Annotated in this window: 15 protein-coding genes; 7 read left to right on the forward strand and 8 right to left on the reverse strand. The window is 64.0% G+C overall.

Annotation, left to right across the window (positions count from 1 at the left end; translation table 11 throughout):
* The 4 genes from F3J19_RS12050 to F3J19_RS12065 all read left to right on the forward strand — a co-directional run bounded on the left by F3J19_RS12050 (position 1) and on the right by F3J19_RS12065 (position 5180).
* Entirely contained in the window at positions 1-1221 is a 1221-nt protein-coding gene (locus tag F3J19_RS12050) for an NAD(P)/FAD-dependent oxidoreductase (RefSeq protein ID WP_167041322.1), read from the forward strand.
* Positions 1222-1241: 20 nt separating this feature from the next.
* On the forward strand, positions 1242-2714 hold the full coding sequence (locus tag F3J19_RS12055) for an NAD-dependent succinate-semialdehyde dehydrogenase (RefSeq protein ID WP_167041325.1): 1473 nt from the start codon (positions 1242-1244) through the stop codon (positions 2712-2714).
* Between the two features lie 67 nt (positions 2715-2781).
* Complete coding sequence (locus F3J19_RS12060; RefSeq protein WP_167041328.1) at positions 2782-4029, forward strand: MFS transporter; 1248 nt, start codon at positions 2782-2784, stop codon at positions 4027-4029.
* 89 nt (positions 4030-4118) lie between these two features.
* Positions 4119-5180, forward strand: coding sequence for a porin (locus tag F3J19_RS12065; protein WP_240162811.1), 1062 nt, complete (start codon positions 4119-4121; stop codon positions 5178-5180).
* A 159-nt stretch (positions 5181-5339) separates the two neighbouring features.
* On the opposite strand, the gene F3J19_RS12070 is transcribed toward F3J19_RS12065, so the two are convergent.
* From F3J19_RS12070 to F3J19_RS12095, 6 genes are all read right to left on the reverse strand, one after another.
* Positions 5340-6050, reverse strand: coding sequence for a class II aldolase/adducin family protein (locus tag F3J19_RS12070; RefSeq protein WP_167041331.1), 711 nt, complete (start codon positions 6048-6050; stop codon positions 5340-5342).
* A 69-nt stretch (positions 6051-6119) separates the two neighbouring features.
* Positions 6120-6881, reverse strand: coding sequence for an ABC transporter permease (locus tag F3J19_RS12075; protein ID WP_167041334.1), 762 nt, complete (start codon positions 6879-6881; stop codon positions 6120-6122).
* Positions 6878-7696, reverse strand: a complete 819-nt coding sequence (locus tag F3J19_RS12080; protein ID WP_167041337.1) for an ABC transporter permease — start codon at positions 7694-7696, stop codon at positions 6878-6880. Before F3J19_RS12080 ends, F3J19_RS12075 begins: the two co-directional genes overlap by 4 nt.
* Positions 7693-8481: an ABC transporter ATP-binding protein gene (locus F3J19_RS12085; RefSeq protein WP_167041340.1), complete on the reverse strand. Its 789-nt coding sequence runs from the start codon at positions 8479-8481 to the stop codon at positions 7693-7695. The genes F3J19_RS12080 and F3J19_RS12085 overlap by 4 nt, the downstream gene beginning before the upstream one ends.
* 5 nt (positions 8482-8486) lie before the next feature.
* Positions 8487-9491 carry an ABC transporter substrate-binding protein gene (locus F3J19_RS12090; RefSeq protein ID WP_167041343.1) on the reverse strand — a complete coding sequence of 335 codons (1005 nt, stop codon included), beginning with the start codon at positions 9489-9491 and terminating at the stop codon, positions 8487-8489.
* Between the two features lie 161 nt (positions 9492-9652).
* A complete protein-coding gene (locus F3J19_RS12095; RefSeq protein ID WP_167041346.1) occupies positions 9653-10537 on the reverse strand; it encodes an IclR family transcriptional regulator in 885 nt (294 codons plus the stop codon).
* A gap of 576 nt (positions 10538-11113) precedes the next feature.
* On the opposite strand from F3J19_RS12095, the gene F3J19_RS12100 reads away from it, so the two are divergent.
* Positions 11114-12298, forward strand: coding sequence for a porin (locus F3J19_RS12100; RefSeq protein WP_167041349.1), 1185 nt, complete (start codon positions 11114-11116; stop codon positions 12296-12298).
* A 120-nt stretch (positions 12299-12418) separates the two neighbouring features.
* Here the strand turns inward: F3J19_RS12100 and F3J19_RS12105 are convergent, their stop codons facing one another.
* On the reverse strand, positions 12419-13132 hold the full coding sequence (locus F3J19_RS12105) for a FadR/GntR family transcriptional regulator (RefSeq protein WP_167041352.1): 714 nt from the start codon (positions 13130-13132) through the stop codon (positions 12419-12421).
* Between the two features lie 185 nt (positions 13133-13317).
* Between F3J19_RS12105 and F3J19_RS12110 the strand changes: the two genes are divergently transcribed.
* Positions 13318-14844, forward strand: a complete 1527-nt coding sequence (locus F3J19_RS12110; protein ID WP_167041969.1) for an altronate dehydratase family protein — start codon at positions 13318-13320, stop codon at positions 14842-14844.
* Between the two features lie 252 nt (positions 14845-15096).
* Here F3J19_RS12110 and F3J19_RS12115 read toward each other — a convergent pair whose 3' ends face one another.
* Positions 15097-16158, reverse strand: a complete 1062-nt coding sequence (locus F3J19_RS12115) for a LacI family DNA-binding transcriptional regulator (protein ID WP_167041355.1) — start codon at positions 16156-16158, stop codon at positions 15097-15099.
* A gap of 197 nt (positions 16159-16355) precedes the next feature.
* Between F3J19_RS12115 and F3J19_RS12120 the strand changes: the two genes are divergently transcribed.
* Positions 16356-17246: an SMP-30/gluconolactonase/LRE family protein gene (locus tag F3J19_RS12120; RefSeq protein ID WP_167041358.1), complete on the forward strand. Its 891-nt coding sequence runs from the start codon at positions 16356-16358 to the stop codon at positions 17244-17246.
* Positions 17247-17254: the final 8 nt, after the last annotated feature.

Consider the following 17254-nt stretch of genomic DNA (forward strand, 5'->3'; position numbering starts at 1 on the left):
ATGGCTGAACAGAAAAGGATAATCGTCGTCGGCGGCGGCCCCGTCGGCATGGTGACGGCGCTCGCCTGCGCGCAACGCGGCTTCGCCGTCACGGTTCTCGAAGCGGCGCAGACGGTCGATACGAACCCGCGCGCGGCCACGACGCACCCGTCCACGCTCGAGATGATCGACAGCCTCGGCGTGATCGACGAATTCATCGCCGCGGGCCTCGTCGCGCGTTACTTCGACTTCTGGGACCGCGAGAAGCGCGAGTTGATCGCGCGCTTCGACCACGACCTGCTGCGCGAGGATACGAAGTTCCCGTTCGTCGTGCAGACCGAGCAGCACAAGCTCGTCAACATCATCGCGGCGAAGCTGAAGACGATGTCCGACGTGGACGTGCATTTCGGCGTGCCGGTGGTGGACGTCGAGCAGGATGCGAACGGCGTGACCGTGACGATCGACCGCGACGGCGTAGAGGAGAAGCTGAGCGGCACGTTCCTGGTCGGCGCGGACGGCGGGCGCAGCACCGTGCGCAAGAAGCTCGAGATCGAATTCGAAGGCTACACGTGGCCGGAGCAGTTCCTCGTGCTGACCACCTCGTTCGACTTCGAGAAAGCGCTCGGCAGTTCGTATCGCGCCTACCTCGCCGATCCGAAGGAGTGGGGCAACCTCTTCAAGGTCGCCGGCGACGACATGAAGGGCCGCTGGCGCGCGGTGTTCCCGGCGCCGGTGGACGTGCCGGAAGAGTTCGTGATGAGCGACGAGGAAGCGCAACGCCGCCTGAACCGCATTTTCCCGCTGGAAGACGGCGCGACGTATCCGCTGCTGCACAAGAATATTTACCGCGTGCATCAGCGCGTGGCGGCTTCGTTCCGCCGTCAGCGCATCTTCCTCGCGGGCGATTCGAGCCACGTGAACAATCCGATCGGCGGGCTCGGGCTCAACTGCGGGATTCACGACGCGCTGGAACTGGCCAACACGCTCGCCGAGGCAGCGGACGGCAATGCCGAGCGTCCGGTGCTGGACCGCTACGAGCGTCGCCGCCGCTCGCTGAACATCGAGTTCGTTCAGCAGCAGACCGTGGCGAACAAGAAGCGTCTGGAAGAGACCGATCCGGCGGTGCGCGCGCAGCATCTGGCCGACCTCGCCGCGACGGCCGCCGACCCGGCGCGTCACCGCGCGTTCCTGCTGCGCACGTCGCTGATCGACAGCGTACGCAAGTCGCAAGCCATTCAGTGATGCTAACGGAGACCGATGGCATGGCTCATTCATTTACCCGGCCGCAGCTCGCCGATCCGTCGCTGATCCGTTCGGCGGCATGGATCGACGGCGAATGGCTCGAAGCGCCGGACGGCGCGACGATCACCGTGGCCAACAAGGCCACGGGCGAGCCGATCGCGACGGTTCCGTTGCTCGGCCGCGAGGCGACGGCCAAGGCCGTTGCGGCGGCCCAGGCCGCGTTGCCGGCCTGGCGCCGGCGCAGCGCCAAGGAGCGCGCAGGCATCCTCAGGAAGTGGTTCGACCTCGTGACGGCGCATCAGGAAGACCTCGCGCGCATCATGACCGCCGAACAGGGCAAGCCACTCACGGAATCGAGGGGCGAAATCGCGTACGCGGCTTCGTTCATCGAGTGGTTCGCGGAGCAGGGCAAGCGCATCGAGGGCGACATGCTGGAAAGCCCCAATGCGGCGCAGCGGATCATGGTGCTCAAGCAACCGATCGGCGTGTGCGCGGCGATCACGCCGTGGAATTTCCCGGCGGCGATGATTACGCGCAAAGCCGCACCGGCGCTCGCGGCGGGCTGCACGATGGTGCTCAAGCCGGCTTCGCAAACGCCGCTCACGGCGCTCGCGCTGGCCGAGCTGTCGCATCGCGCCGGCGTGCCGCGCGGCGTGTTCAGCGTCGTGACGGGCTCCGCGCGCGAGATCGGCGCGGAACTCTGCGAGAACCCGATCGTGCGCAAGCTGTCGTTCACGGGCTCGACGGAAATCGGCAAGGTGTTGATGGCGCAATGCGCGTCGACGGTGAAGAAGCTGTCGATGGAACTGGGCGGCAACGCGCCGTTCGTCGTGTTCGACGACGCGGATCTCGACGCCGCCGTGCAGGGCGCCATCGCCTCGAAGTTCCGCAACACGGGGCAGACGTGCGTTTGCACGAACCGTTTCCTCGTGCAGGCAGGCGTCTACGATGCGTTCACGGCGAAGCTGAAGACCGCGATCGCCAATCTGCGCGTGGGCGACGGCATGGCGGAAGGCACGAGCCAGGGTCCGCTTATCGACGCCGCGGCGCTCAGCAAGGTCGAGGAACACGTGGCGGACGCGCGCAGCAAGGGCGCCGACATCGCGCAGGGCGGCAAGCGCTCGGCGCTGGGCGGCAACTTCTTCGAGCCGACGCTGCTCGTGAACACCTCGCTCGATATGCAGATTTTCCACGAGGAAACCTTCGGGCCGGTGGCGGCGGTGCTGCGCTTCTCGACCGAGGAGGAAGCGGTGGAGATCGCCAACGCCAGCGAAACCGGGCTTGCATCGTACCTGTACACGAACGATATGTCCCGCTTCTTCCGCATGGCCGAAGCGCTCGAGACGGGCATGGTCGGCGTCAACACGGGGCTGATTTCGAACGAGGTCGGCCCGTTCGGCGGCATCAAGGAAAGCGGCTTCGGACGCGAGGGCTCGAAATACGGCATGGACGACTACCTGGAGACGAAGTACGTCTGCGTGCAGGTGGCGTAACAGCCCACCCGCAACGAAAAGCACGGCGTCAGCGGGGCTGGCGCTTCATGGATGGAGGAGACTTTAAATGTCGGATATCAGCAAGCCGTTGCCCCTCGTGGCCAGGCATTCGTCGCGCATGCGCTGGATCGTGGTGCTGGTCCTGTTCGGCTCGGTTCTGGTCGGCTTTTTCGACCGGATCAGCGTAGCGGTTCTTTTCAATAATCCCGACTTCTATAACGCCCTGAATGTCGGTTTCAATCCCACCAAGCTGGGATTCCTGATGACGGCGTTCCTGATCGCGTACGGTATTTCGTCAGTCGTGCTGAGCATCATCGGTGACGTGTTCAAGCCCGGCAAGGCACTCTCGGTGTCGGCCGTGATCTGGGGCGTGGTGATGCTCGGCATGGGCGCCGCGCAGAGCTTCGGCACGATGATTTTCGGGCGCGTCGTGCTCGGCATCATGGAAGGGCCGCAATTCTCGCTGATCGCGAAGATCGTGCACCGCTGGTTCCCGCCCGAAGAGCGGGGCCGCGCCAATGCGGTGTGGATGGTGGGCAGCCCGATCGGTTCGGCCGTCGGCTTTCCGCTCACGCTTTGGCTCGTGCACGCGTATGGCTGGCGCGCATCGTTCTATATCTTCGGTGTCATCAGCCTGTTCATCATGGCACCGCTGATCTTCTTCACGACCCGCGACCGCGCGCGCTATGCGGACCCGGAAAGCTCGCGCCAGGCCGTGGCCGCCGAGGCCAAGGAGAAGGTCGATCTGCGTCTGTTCCTCAAGGACTACCGGTTCTGGCTCGTCACCGCATACGGCTGCGGGCTCCTGATGTACCTGTGGGGGCTCAACAGTTGGCTGCCGACCTATCTCGAGCGCGTCCGGCACTTCAACCTCGGGCAGATGGGGATCTACTCGTCGCTGCCGTTCATTCTGATGTTCATCGGCGAAGTGTTTTCGGGCCTGCTGGCCGACCGTCTGGGCAAGCGCGCGATTCTCTGCTTCATCGGTCTTGCCGGCGCGGGCCTGCTGCTCTTCGCGGGCACGCAGATTCAGGATCCGCACGTGGCGGCGATCGTGATCGCGCTGAGCGCCGGCTGCTGGGGTCTCGGGTTGCCGGCCCAATACGCGCTCGCGATGGACATCATTCCCGTCTCGGTCACGTCGGCGGGCATCGGGGTCAAGAACGGCTGCAGCAATCTGATGGGGGCGCTCGCTCCGGTTCTGATCGGCTGGATCGTCAGCACGACGGGGAGTTTCAATACCGGTCTGCTGGTCATCGTTCTGGGCAGCCTCGTCGGCGCGGTGATGATGCTGCCGCTGATTCGCCGCTACTGAGCGGCGCGCTGGGAAACGCGGCCTCGTCAAACAGGCCGCGCATTGCTGTTTCTTATAAATAGTCATACTAATTAAATTGGAGATCTATCTTGCAGAGCAATCGCTTTCGTCGCAGACTGGCGGTTTCGGCCGCCTCGTGCCTGGCGCTGACCGCAATGCATGGGGCGAATGCCCAGAGCAGCATGCAGTCAGGCGCGTCCGACTCGTTCGTGCAGCTATACGGAACCGTCGGAACCTATATCGGTACGTCCAAGCGCTCCGGAGATCCGAAGGCCGCCTTCGTGGAAGGTAGCGGCGGCTTGACGACGTCGTTCTGGGGCATTCGCGGTCGCGAAGACCTGGGCGGCGGCAATGCGATGATATTCAGCCTGGAGAGCTTCTTTCAGCCTTCCACGGGCGCCTTGGGCCGCAAGCCGACCGATCCGTTCTTCTCCCGCAATGCCTACATGGGATTCAGCACGCAGTACGGTACGTTGACGTTCGGGCGTCAGACGAACCCGACCTACGTCAACATGCAGGAACTGAATCCGTTCGGGGCCTCGGTCGTGTTCTCGCCGATCGTGCTGCAATCGTTCGTCTCGACCTATAACGGCGTCCTGATCGGGGATACGGTGTGGGACAACGCGATCCAGTACAGCTCTCCCTCGCTGAAGGGCCTGGCCGTGACGGGCATTTACGGCGTCGGCGGCGTGGCGGGGCAGCCCGGCGTGGCGAACCTCGGTTTGCACGCGAACTATTCGTCGGGGCCGTTTTATGCCGGCGTGTCGTTGCAGCGTGTGCGCACGCCTGTCACCGCGCCGGTGTCCGAACAGGATGCGTGGCTCGCCGGTATGCGCTACAAGCTGCCGTTCGTTACGCTGTACGGCGCGATGGAAGGCAGTCAGACGTATGGCTTGCGCTCGTCGAGCCGTACCTATCAGGCCGGTGCGGCCGTTCCGACCGGACCGTTCGGTTATGTTCTCGCCGAGTGGGCCCGTACGAACTACGACACGGTCCCGGCCTCGCATGGGTGGATTCGCAACACCGGCGCGCTCGCGTACGACTACCTGCTCTCGAAGCGCACCGATGTCTATGCCGTGTGTCTGTATGACAAGATCGCCTCGAAGGGATCGGCCACGACGTTCTCGCTGGCGATACGGCATCGTTTCTAAAACCGTCGCGCGAATTTAAGTATTTGCTTCAATCATTTAGGAGTCCAATTCTGAGAGTCGGTCACGGGTGATTTCCAGCGGCAAAAAACAAGGGGCGATCTGCGTAAGCAGATCGCCCCTTGTTCATTCGATACGAGCAGCGCCGGCGAAGCGCCGGTCTTATCCTTGCGCTTCGGCCCGCCGCGCGAAGTACTCGAAAGAGTGCTCCCAATGCACGGGTGTCATGATTTGTGCCATCCGTTTGGCGCGTGCCTCGGGGGCGAGTGCCGTCTGCGGCAGCCCCGCCGAGCGCGCGAGCATCTCGATCCGCGCCGCGCGTTCGAGGAACACGCCGACACAGATCGCGTGCTCGATCGAGCGCCCGCAGAACGTCACGCCATGGTTGGCCATCATCACCACGTCGTGGCTGCCCATTGCTTCGGCAAGCGCCTTGCCTTCTTCCGGCTTGACGATCAAGGCGGCCGTTTCGCGCATGACCGGCAATTCGCCGAAGTAGTCGGCGTCGAGCGTATAAGGCGTGAAGCGTTCGAGACAGCCGGACAGGATCGAGGCGTGGCGCGGATGCGTATGCGCCACGACCAGCACGTCCGGACGCTGGAGAAAAATTTCGCTGTGGATCGGCCACTCCGAATGGCGTCCACCGCTGCCGGCGATCTGCTTGCCTTCGAAGTCGACCAGCACGAAATCCTCGGCGCCGCGTACTTCTTCGAGGCCGATGCGATTACGTTTGAGCCAGAAGCCGCGACCTTGCGGATCGCGCAGCGACAGATGTCCCAGCGACATGTCGCCGTGGCCTTCCAGTTCCAGAATGCGGCAACCGAGTGCGAGCCGGTCGAGTGCGCGTTTGAGATTTTCGTTCATGTCCATCATGTATGTCTCGTCAATCGATACGCCAGCGGATAAGGTCCGCGAATAAGAAGGGTCACGCGCAAAGCGTATTCAGCGCATGCCATGCGAGAGGCGGCGCGAAATGAAAACCAGCGCACGGTCGAGTACGAGACCGACGAGGCCGATCGCGAGCATGCCCGCATACAGTTTGTCGTAGCGGAACGTGGCCCCCGAGTTCGCGATATAGAAGCCGAGACCGTGCGTGTCGCCGATCATTTCGGTCACGATCACGACCGTCATGCCGATCGGCAGCGCAATGCGCAGACCGTTCAGAATGCCGGGCAGCGCCGCCGGAATCAGGACGTGGCGCAGCAGCGTGCCGCGGGTCATGCCCATGTTCTGGCCGGCCCAGACGATTTCGCGCCCCGTCGCGCGGCTCGCCAGATGCGTTGCGACCACGACCGGGTAGAGGCATTCGAGCGCGGCAAAGGCAATTTTCGACGGCGTGCCGATGCCGAACAGGAACGTGAAGATCGGAAACAGCGCGATCTTCGGCACCGGATAGCCCGCGAAGAACACCGGCTCGAACAGGTATTCGAACCAGCGCACGCGGGCGAGCCCGAAGCCGACCAGCACCCCGGCCACCGAGCCGATCACGAAGCCGGCGAAGGTGCGGCCCGTGGTCACCAGCACGTGATAGGGCAGATTGCCGGACATCGTGTCGTTGATGAAGGCCGCGAACACCGCGCCGAGCGGCGGCAGCACGCGCGCCGAAATGAGGCCGGACAGCGCGACGCATTGCCAGAGCAGCAGCATCAGCGGCACGGAGTACCAGGCGCGTGTGCCGGACCACATACGTTTGAGTGCGATCATCGCTGAGCCTCCTCGGTGCCGAGCAGCACGCCGCGCAACGCGCGTTTGCGCACCGCCATGAGCAGGCGATCGGCGACGAAGCCGAGCAGCCCGTAAGCGACCACGCCGGTCAGCATGATGTCGTAGCGCACCCAGTCCTGGCCTTCCGTAATCAGCAGACTCAAACCCGTTTTCGCGCCGATCAGTTCAGCCGCGAACAGCGACACGAACGACAGCGCGAGCGCCACGCGCAGGCCCGCGAAAATGCCCGGCAGCGTCGCGGGCAATACGACACGCAACAGCAGCGTCGGGAACGGCGTCTCGAAGTTGCGCGCGACCCATACCAGATGCTTGTCCATTTGCTGGACCGCATGCTGCGCGGCGAGAAACACCGGAAACGACACGCTCAAGGCGACGATCGCCGTCTGCGTCGCGCTCGTGAGGCCGAAAATAAGCAGCATGATCGGCAGAAAAGCGATCTTCGGCACGGGATAGACGAACGCGACGAGCGGATCGGCAAATTCGCCGACCGGCTTCGACAGGCCCGCCACCAGCCCGAGGGCCGCGCCGATCGCCGAGCCGATGGCGAAACCGCCGATCAGCCGCAACAGGCTGTCGCGCAGGTAGGTCCACAGCTCGCCTTCGCCGGCCAGCTCGCGCGTCGCGCTGACGATGTCGCTCGGAAACGACAGATAGGGCGGCAGCTTGCCGCTCGCACCGAACCACTGCCACAGCGCCAGCACCACGATCGGCACCGCGGCGCGGCCGGCCATGTAGGGCAGGCGCCGCCATCCGCCGCGGCGCGGCGGTGCTGGCACATCGAGAACGGCGCTCATGCGACCCGCTCCACTTCGCGTGCCTTGATGACCTCTTCGCGCAATGCTTCCCACAACGTCGTGCGCAACTCGAAGAAGCGCTGCGATTTGCGGAACGACACGAAGTCGAGACCTTCGCGGTCCACCTGCAGATCGAGCTTGATGCGCGCGGGCCGCGTGGAGAACACGACGACGCGCGTGGCGAGTGTCACGGCCTCGTCGATGTCGTGCGTGACGAACAGCACGGTGCGGCGATGCTTCGCCCAGATGTTGCCGAGTTCTTCCTGCAGCAGCTCGCGGTTTTGCGCATCGAGTGCGCCGAACGGCTCGTCCATCAGCATGATGCGCGGTTCGAGCGCGAGCATGCGGGCGAGCGCGACGCGCTGCTTCATGCCGCCGCTCAATTGCGCCGGATACATGCCGCCGCCTTCCGGCAGGCCGATCATCGTCAGCAACTCGCCGACCCGGGCCGCGCGCGTCTGCTCGGGTACGCCGCCGATGCGCATCGGCCATGCGATGTTCTCGGCGACGGTGGCCCACGGAAAGAGCGAGTAGCCCTGAAACATCATGCCGCGATCGCGGCCCGGGCGATCGATCGGCTTGCCGTCGACGAGTATCTCGCCGCCGGAGAGCTGATCGAAGCCGCCCGCCATGTGCAGGAACGTGCTCTTGCCGCAGCCCGAAGGGCCGAGAATCGCGAGGAATTCGCCTTCCTCGACCGCGAGATTGAACCCGTCCAGCGTGGCAACGGGACCTTTCGGTGTCGCAAAGACTTTGCGCACACCGCGTGCTTCGAGAATCGGCATTGCACTTATTCCTTCGGTAGCCACGACATGTCGACGAGCTGATTCACATCCACCGGCTTGCGCTGAATGCCGTTCTTGATGAGGATGTCCTGCATTTTCGCGAGGGTCTGCACGTCGACGCGATCGGTCGGGTCGCGATAGTAGTCCGACATCGACAGATACACCGCCGGCGTGACGCGCACGTCGTGAGCGTCGATCAGGGCCTGACGGGCGTCCTTGGTGTGATCGTCGTAAAAGCGCGTCGCGGTTTTGAGGTCCTTCAGGAATGCATGCACGGCGGCCGGCTGGTTCTTCAGCACGTCCGGCGAGGCGATCACGAGCATCAGCTCCTGATCGAACGGCACCGCGTCGCGCGACGTGAACAGCGGCCGCACGCCGCCGTGCGTTTCTTCCGAGCTGGCAAACGGCTGCGGGAAGACGCCGACGTCGATCATGCCCGAGCGCAGCGCCTGGCCCTGCGCGGGGAAGCTGACCGGCACGAAGGTCACGTCGCGATTCGGATCGATGCCGTTCTTTTCCAGTACCAGTTTGGCCCACAGGTGCGTCGAGCTATTGAGCGCATCGATGCCGATCTTCTTGCCCTTCAGATCCTTGATGCTCTTGATCGGCGAGCTGTCGCTCACGAGGTAGGTGGTCTGGAAACCGTTCGCGCTTTCGCGGGACAGCGAGGCGATGACCTTGAATTTCGCGCCTTCGGAAGCGGCCAGCAGCGCCGCGTTCGCACTCGTCGTGATGAAGTCGAGCGCGCCGGCCTCGAAGGCCTGGAAGCGTTTGTCGTTGCCGGCAAAGCGCGTGATGTCGAGCGTGTAATCCTTGCCCTGTCCCGGGGCGACGGTCGGCTTCGCATGCAGCAGCCAGAGCTGTTCCTCGCCCGCGCCGCCGATGCCGACGCGCAGCGAGGCCGGATCGGCATGCGCGAGCGTGCTGGCGAGAATGCTGCCGACCATGACGGCGACGCGCGCAATGCCACGGCCAGCGGAGTACGGTTTGAACACACGTCTACTTCTCATCGGTCACCTCTTTGATATGGGTATTGGCGTTTCGTCTATGAAACGTTGTTTCTAATTCGATCTACGCCCGATTCTACTGCGCTAAAAAAACCTGTCGCAAATGCTTTTGCGATTTCGTTCGCCTCGACGTCATGACGTCGCCCGATACTGCGGAATCGTCGTCATTCGTGTGTCCTGACGAAGTCGTGACGAGCCGATGAACCCGCACCACGGCTCCCCGGCACGCGGCCGCCGTTGAGTCGCTGCGTCAGCTGATCGGCTGTAAAGCGCACCTTGTCGACGAGATTCGACTCGAATAAAGCGGGGGCGAGTTGCGGACTCAGAATCGTCGTCGTGACGACGGCCGCGATGCGCCCGGTATGGTCGCGCACCGGCGCCGTCACCACCGAGATGCCGCTCTCGAAGCTCGACTGGCCGATGGCGAAGCCGCGCCGCGCGTTGGCGAGTACCAGGGCATGCAGGGCATCGACGGTTGCCGGTGTGTGTTGCGTATAGCGCTTGAGCGTGCGTTCGGGGTAGAGCGCGTGCAGTTCGTCGGCATTCAGATCGCCGAGCAGCACGTGACCATGCGTCGACGCATGGGCGGGCAAGCGCGTGCCGATGCTGACCCTCACCGAACTGAACGGTGCGGCATGGCTTTGCGCTTTCGCGACGAACACCACGTCTCGCTCGTCGCGAACCAGGATATGCGCGGTAAAACCGGTGTCGTCACGCAACTGGTCGATAAGCGGCTGGCCGAGTCCGGTCAGTTCGAGCGAACCCAGATACTCGAGACCGAGACGCAGCGCCGCGACGCCAGGCCGGCAATTGCGATCCGTATCGGTGCGCTCGACGAACCCGTGGGCTTCGAGCGTTTGCAGCAGCCGGAATACCGTCGTGCGAGGAATGCCGAGCCGCTTCGACAATTCGGACACGCCCAGTACGGGCTCGCGCAGCGAGAATTCGGTGAGGATGCGCAGGCCCCGTTCGAGAGCGGGTACGCGATAGTTCGTGTCGCTGCGATCTTCCTGCGTGTCGGATGCGGTGCCCGTCAATTCGGGGGTCATGCGTTACTCCATGGGCCGCCGCTCGCGCGGCGGAGGGCGTCGTTGAACGCGCTCTATTGGGTTCCTGTTTGTTCCGTGAATGAAACGCTATTTTTCAGGTGGCACAATCGTAGCGTGATGGAATAAAAAAAGCCTTGTTTTCCGCATCAGGGGAAACCCGCAACGAGAACGGCGCGAGAAGAAAAAGTAGAACGAAATTGCGGAAAAAACGCTGAGCCAAGCATAGTGGCGCGTGTTGCGGCTTTACATGTAAACCCCAACGGAATTTGTTTTTGAACTTTTTCTCGACGACGCTAAGATATTCCACATAACAAACATTTGTCCATTGGTGGAACGTTTCGCGACATCTGACCGGCTGCCGGGGATTTGCCCGACAAGGTTCATCGAGTTCTCCGGCCTTGCCGCACGGGAGCGTCTCGACTGCGTTCCCGAGGCGTGAGCGCCAAGGCCGGACGGTGTGGTTCCGATGGTGTGTGTGGCTCCATACGCCAGATCATTCCCGCAGCAGGGAACGCGTTGGCGTATTGATTTGTAGAACTTAAATATTGGCAAGCTAAACAACAAGGGTCTAAAAAAATGAAACGACAGCTTCTCGCTATCGGTTTGGCCGGTCTTTCCACCACGGCGTTCGCACAAAGCAGCGTCACGCTATACGGGGTCATCGACGAAGGGGTGCAGTACCTCAACAACGTCAAGCAGGTCGTCAACGGTAAAACCGTCGGGGGCAGCCAGATCGGTCTCGATTCGGTAAGCGGTCCGTGGGGATCGAGATGGGGCGTGAAGGGCGCCGAAGATCTCGGCGGAGGCTGGAAAGCGATCTTCACGCTGGAATCCGGCATGAACCTCAACAACGGTGCGCTCGCGCAGGGCGGCACGATGTTCGGCCGTCAGGCTTTCGTCGGCATTACGCAGGATCGTCTCGGTACGATCACACTGGGCCGGCAATACGACAGCGTCTCGGACATGTCGGCGGCCTTCGGTCCGCAGACCGCGTGGGGCACGAGCGCGGGGCATCCCGGCGATATCGACAACATGATTCGCTCGTACCGTTTCAACAACACGATCAAATACACGAGCCCGAATCTCGCCGGCTTCACGCTGAATGCCACGGGCACGCTCGGCGGTGTCGCGGGTGACTTCTCGCAGAGCAGCGCCTACACCTTCGGCGTGCTGTATTCGCGCAACGCGCTTGTCGCGGGTGCCGCGTACGAATTCGTCAAGAACCCGTCGAATGTCGGGGCGCCGTTGAACAGCAACGCGAATGCGGCGCCGCCGGCCACCACCGGCGCGTATTCGCCGCTGAACTCGGGCTACCTGGCGGGCGCCCATCCGGCCGGCTCCTGGCAGGATATCGTCGCGGGCGCGGCTTATACGTTCGACCGCTTCGCCATCGGCGCGAACTACTCGAACGTGCGATACGGGAACATCGGCAACCTGAACGGCGCCTCGGCGGTCTTCAACACCATCGAAGTCAACGGCAAAGTGCAGTTCAATCCGGCCTGGTTCCTCGGCCTCGTGTATAGCTATACGAAAGGCAATTCGGTTGTCGGCGATCTGGGCAACCAGCACTTCAACCAGTTCGGCTTCCTCGTGAACGATACGCTCTCGAAGCGAACCGATATCTACTTCGAGGGCATCTATCAGATCGCCAGCGGCACGAATTCGCTCGGCGGCCAGGCCAGGGCGAACATCGATTCGCTCGGCGAATCGTCGTCGAACCATCAGTTGTTCGTGCGGCTTGCGCTACGGCACAAGTTCTGAGCTGGGCGCGATGCGCGTCGAGGGGCCGGCCTTACTATATATAGGCCCGGCCCCTTATCTGACCTTGGCTGATCTCCGGAATTGCCGCAGCATTCAGTACGACGGTGCCTGGTGCCGCGCCTACATGGAGAACTGCTTCTCGACATAGTGAATGTGCTTGAGCATCGCACCTTGCGCTGCATCGGGATCGCCGTCGCGCACGGCGAAGTAGATCGATTCATGCTGGCGCAATCGGGCGCGGGCCTGTGAGACGGCATTCTTATTGTTGAGCGTCGCGTCATAGGTGTTGCTCGAGATGTGCTCGCGCAACACCGTCACGGCGCTGGCATAAAACTGCTCGATGAGCCGGTTGCGGCATGCGGCCGTCAGCGCCGCATGAAACTCGACGTCGGTCGCGGCTTCCGAATCGACGTCGGCCCGCGCGACCGCGTCGCGCATTTTCGCGAGAATGCTCTCCAGCCGCTCATGATCGCGGCGCGATGCACGCTGTGCCGCAAAGCGCACCGCCGCGCACTCGAAGACCAGCCGAAACTCGAACATCTCCTCGCGTAGCGGCTGCGTATCGGCAATCAATTGCAGCCACGGCGCGACGAGCCTGGCCGGTCTGCTGCCGAGCAAATACACGCCGCTGCCGCGCCGCGTTTCGACAAGCCCCTTGCTCGCCAGTCGCGCGATTGCCTCACGCACGGTCGCGCGCGATACGCCGAGCGTCTCGGCCAGCGCCCGCTCGGACGGGAGGCGTTCGTTCTCCTGCCAGCAGCCTGCCTTGATGTCGGTCTCGATTCGTCTGACCGTTTGAGCGATCACGCTCACGCTTTTCGAATGACTGTCCATTTCCAACTCTCATGCAGCCTTTCATGTAGCCCCTCATGCAACCGCTCACGCGGACCCGGCCGAAAAGTGGCCTGACCAATTTGCCGTGGCGTTCGACCGGCCGCATGATGCAAGCCAATCCGGCAAGCGCCCGCGACGCAGGTTCGACGCCCCTTGGCGGAGCTACCCACATACAGGAGGCCATGATGAGCCAAACTTCATTGGTAATCAAACTGCACGATAACGACGACGTTCTGATTACCCGCGGCGCGATTGCCGCGGGCACGACGCTCGCGGATTTCGACAACCTCGTCGTCGCTGCCGACGTTCCGCCCGCTCACAAGATCGCCTGCCGCGAGGTGGCGCAGGGCGCGCCGGTACGGCGCTATGGTCAGATCATCGGTTTCGCCACCCAGGCGATTCACCGCGGCGACCATGTGCACGTGCACAACATGTCGATGGGCGAGTTCGCGCGCGACTATGCGTTCGGCGAGGACGTCAAGGCCGTCGTGCCCGCGCCGGAGCCGCTCACGTTCCAGGGCATCCGGCGCGCGGACGGACGCGTCGCGACGCGCAATTACATTGGCGTCATCAGCACGGTGAACTGCTCGGCGACGGTCACCAAGCTCGTCGCGCAACATTTCTCCACGCCCGACGCCTTGAAGGCCTATCCGAACGTCGACGGCGTGGTCCCGCTCACGCATAGCTTCGGCTGCTGTATCGACCACCACGGCGAGGGCATCCAGCAATTGCGCCGCACCATCGGCGGCTATGTCAAGCATCCGAACTTCGCGGGCGTAGTCATCATCGGCCTCGGCTGCGAGGCGAACCAGATGGGCGCGATGTTCATAGCCGAAGGTGTCGAGCCGGGCCCGCTGCTCGTGCCGCTCGTGATGCAGGAGCAAGGCGGCACGCAAAAGACCGTGGATGCCGCGATCGCCGCCGTCGAGAAGATGCTGCCGGTGGCCAACGAGGCCGTGCGCGAGCCGCTGCCGGTTTCGCACATCAATATCGCGCTGCAATGCGGCGGCTCGGACGGCTATTCGGGCATTACCGCCAATCCGGCACTGGGCGCGGCCGTCGACCTGCTCGTGCGGCACGGCGGCACGGCGATTCTGACGGAAACGCCCGAGATTTACGGCGCCGAGCACCTGCTCACGCGCCGCGCGATCAGCAAGGAAGTGGGCGAGAAGATCGTCGAGCGCATTCACTGGTGGGAGTCCTACGCGGAGCGCGAGAAGGGCAGCATCGACAACAACCCGACGCCGGGCAACAAGGCCGGCGGTCTCACGACGATTCTGGAAAAGTCGCTGGGCGCGGTGGCGAAGAGCGGGTCCTCGCCGCTGATGGGCGTGTATCGCTACGCCGAGCCGGTCGATACGCATGGTCTCGTGTTCATGGATGCACCGGGCTACGACCCGATGGGCGCGACCGGCCAGATCGCCAGTGGTGCGAATCTCGTGGTGTTCACGACGGGCCGCGGTTCGTGCTTCGGTGCGAAGCCGGCGCCGTCGATCAAGGTCGCGACCAATTCGACGATGTACAAGCGCATGGTCGACGACATGGACATCAATTGCGGCGAGATCATGGAAGGCACGGCGAGCGTCGAGCAGAAGGGCGAGGAAATTTTCCGCATGATCGTCGAGGTCGCGTCGGGCGGTAAGAGCAAGAGCGAAGCGCTCGGCGTGGGTAACGAGGAATTCGTGCCCTGGATGATCGGCGCGCAGATGTAAGTGCCGCGCGCGCCGCCGCGGCGACGAAGCCGATGGCTGCGCGTGGGTGCGTTGATGCGGTTGAGCTTGGGTTGGCGTCTGTCGCGGCGGCCATGCTGCATGAGACCGGACGACGGACGTCGCGCGAAACTCGCCGTGCGGCGCCAGCGCTTATGGGCTCTGATGCGGGCTCAGAAGAGAGTTCAGAAGCGAGCCCAAAGCCGACCTCGAAGGATGCTTCCGCGGCACCGCAACGCAAGCCCACAACACCCGCTAATCCGCCGCCGGGCTTTGCGTGCTGGCCCGCACGACCAGTTCGAAGCCGACATCGACGATGCGCGGCTCGTCGTTGTCTTCGGGCGCTTCCACGCGCGCGATCAGTTCCTCGGCGATACGCCGGCCGATCTCGGCCGCGCGCGGCTGAACCGTCGTGAGCGGCGGCACGCATTCCTCGCTGAACGGCAAATCGCCGAAACCGGCGACGCGCAGTTGCTGTGGAATCCGGATGCCGCGCCGTTGCGCTTCGAACAGCGCGCCGAGCGCGATCACGTCGTTGGAGCAGGCGAGCGCATCGACGTCGGGCATGCCGTCGAGCACCGCCGTCAACGCGCGCGCGCCCGCGCGCGGCGTGGCGTCGCCCGGGATGTCTTCGACGCGCACGTCGAGGCCCGCCTTCAGCATCGCCATGCGGAAACCTTCGCAGCGCTGCCGGGCGCGCACGTCGCTCGTCATGCGTGCGCCGATGAAGGCGGCGCGGCGCGCGCCGATGTCGAGCATATGCTGCGCGATCGCGGCGCCGGCCTCGTAATGGGAAAACCCGACTTGCAGATCGAACGGCTGTTCGCCCAGTTCCCACATCTCCGCGACCGGCAGGCGCGCGGTGCGCAGCAGCGCGCGTGTTTCGTCGCCGTGCCGGCAGCCGGTCACGACCAGTGCGGTCGGCGACCACGACAGGAAGGTTCGCACGAGGTCCGCCTCGCGGCCGGGGTCGTATTCGGATGCGCCGAGCAGCAGCTGGTAGCCGTGCTGGTCGAATTCCTTCTGCATGCGGCCGACCGTCGCCGAAAAGAACGCGTTGCCGAGCGACGGCACCACCACGCCGATCGCGCGCGTGCGCGCGGCGGCGAGGCTGCCCGCCAGCAGATTCGGCACGTAGCCGAGCACTTCGATGGCTTTGCTGATGCGCGGTGCGATGCGCGACGAAACGGCCTCGGGATTGCGGAGAAACAGCGAAACGGAACTGGCGGAGACGCGCGCGCGAGCGGCGACGTCTTCCATCGTGACACGGTTGGTGCTGCGCCGGGTGCGCGGTGCCTTGATTGTTGTCTGTGGCATAGGCTGCAAACGGTCGAAAAAACACGCGCCGCGGTGGGCGCAAACCCCAATTGTAATTGACCCGACGGCATTCGACGCAGCGCAACGGGTTATTGAAGCCGTACTAACCCTGGTAACACTTGCAAATTTAATAGCGCTATTATTTCGCAGCGCTGCGATTTCAGTCGCGCGGCCTGAACAAGGAACACGGTGCCCCCATGCCTTCATCCGATTTACGCTGCGTGCTCGATGTCCGCGCCCAACTGGGCGAATGCCCCCGTTGGGACGAGCGGGCCGGCGTGCTCTACTGGGTCGACATTCTCGAACCGGCGCTGCATCGCTTCGATCCGGCCACCGGCGTCGACACAGCGCTGGCCGTGCCGGAGCACATCGGCTGCTTCGCGCTGAACGAGGCGGGCGGTTTCATCGCCGGCCTGCGCTCGGGCATCTGGACGCTCGACGAGAACGCGCGGCCGCTCGAACGCCTCGCCGCCAATCCCGAAGACGTGTGCACGAGCCGCTTCAACGATGGCCGCTGCGATGCCGCGGGCCGTTTTTTCGCCGGCACGATCGACGAGCCGAAGGCGGGCGGCAACGCGCATCTCTATCGCTACGGGAGCGGCCGGCTCGACGCGCTGAGCGCGGGGCTCCTGACGTCGAACGGTCTTGCGTTCAGCCCGGACCAGCGCTGGCTGTATCACTCCGATACGCCCAACTTCACGATTTACCGCAGCGCGTACGACGCCGCGACGGGCCAATGCGGCACGCGCGAAGTGTGGGCGCGCATCGAGCCGACCCCGGACGACCGCGGCCGCCCCGATGGCGCCGCCGTGGACGCTGAAGGCTACTACTGGAGCGCGTTCTACGAAGGCGGGCGGGTGGTGCGCTTTACGCCCGACGGCCAGGTCGATGCGGTGCATCGGCTGCCGGCGCGTTGCCCGACCATGTGCGCATTCGGCGGCGACGATCTGCGCACGCTCTACATCACGTCGGCGCGCGCGGGGCGCGGCGCCGACGAACTCGACCGCGAGCCGCTGGCAGGCGGCATCTTTGCATTGCGCACCGAGGTGCCCGGACTGGCCGAGCCACGCTGGCGCGCATCCGCTTGAATCTTTTA

This window comes from Burkholderia sp. Ax-1724 (assembly GCF_011752995.1).
Lineage (GTDB): Bacteria > Pseudomonadota > Gammaproteobacteria > Burkholderiales > Burkholderiaceae > Paraburkholderia.

Excerpts from the sequence above, each read along its gene's own strand:
- F3J19_RS12085 (WP_167041340.1), bottom strand. The coding sequence starts at position 8,481 with ATGCCGATTCTCGAAGCACGCGGTGTGCGCAAAGTCTTTGCGACACCG.
- F3J19_RS12115 (WP_167041355.1), bottom strand. The coding sequence starts at position 16,158 with ATGCCACAGACAACAATCAAGGCACCGCGCACCCGGCGCAGCACCAAC.
- F3J19_RS12095 (WP_167041346.1), bottom strand. The coding sequence starts at position 10,537 with ATGACCCCCGAATTGACGGGCACCGCATCCGACACGCAGGAAGATCGC.
- F3J19_RS12090 (WP_167041343.1), bottom strand. The coding sequence starts at position 9,491 with ATGAGAAGTAGACGTGTGTTCAAACCGTACTCCGCTGGCCGTGGCATT.
- F3J19_RS12105 (WP_167041352.1), bottom strand. The coding sequence starts at position 13,132 with ATGGACAGTCATTCGAAAAGCGTGAGCGTGATCGCTCAAACGGTCAGA.
- F3J19_RS12055 (WP_167041325.1), top strand. The coding sequence starts at position 1,242 with ATGGCTCATTCATTTACCCGGCCGCAGCTCGCCGATCCGTCGCTGATC.
- F3J19_RS12050 (WP_167041322.1), top strand. The coding sequence starts at position 1 with ATGGCTGAACAGAAAAGGATAATCGTCGTCGGCGGCGGCCCCGTCGGC.
- F3J19_RS12070 (WP_167041331.1), bottom strand. The coding sequence starts at position 6,050 with ATGATGGACATGAACGAAAATCTCAAACGCGCACTCGACCGGCTCGCA.
- F3J19_RS12120 (WP_167041358.1), top strand. The coding sequence starts at position 16,356 with ATGCCTTCATCCGATTTACGCTGCGTGCTCGATGTCCGCGCCCAACTG.
- F3J19_RS12110 (WP_167041969.1), top strand. The coding sequence starts at position 13,318 with ATGAGCCAAACTTCATTGGTAATCAAACTGCACGATAACGACGACGTT.
- F3J19_RS12080 (WP_167041337.1), bottom strand. The coding sequence starts at position 7,696 with ATGAGCGCCGTTCTCGATGTGCCAGCACCGCCGCGCCGCGGCGGATGG.
- F3J19_RS12100 (WP_167041349.1), top strand. The coding sequence starts at position 11,114 with ATGAAACGACAGCTTCTCGCTATCGGTTTGGCCGGTCTTTCCACCACG.
- F3J19_RS12075 (WP_167041334.1), bottom strand. The coding sequence starts at position 6,881 with ATGATCGCACTCAAACGTATGTGGTCCGGCACACGCGCCTGGTACTCC.
- F3J19_RS12060 (WP_167041328.1), top strand. The coding sequence starts at position 2,782 with ATGTCGGATATCAGCAAGCCGTTGCCCCTCGTGGCCAGGCATTCGTCG.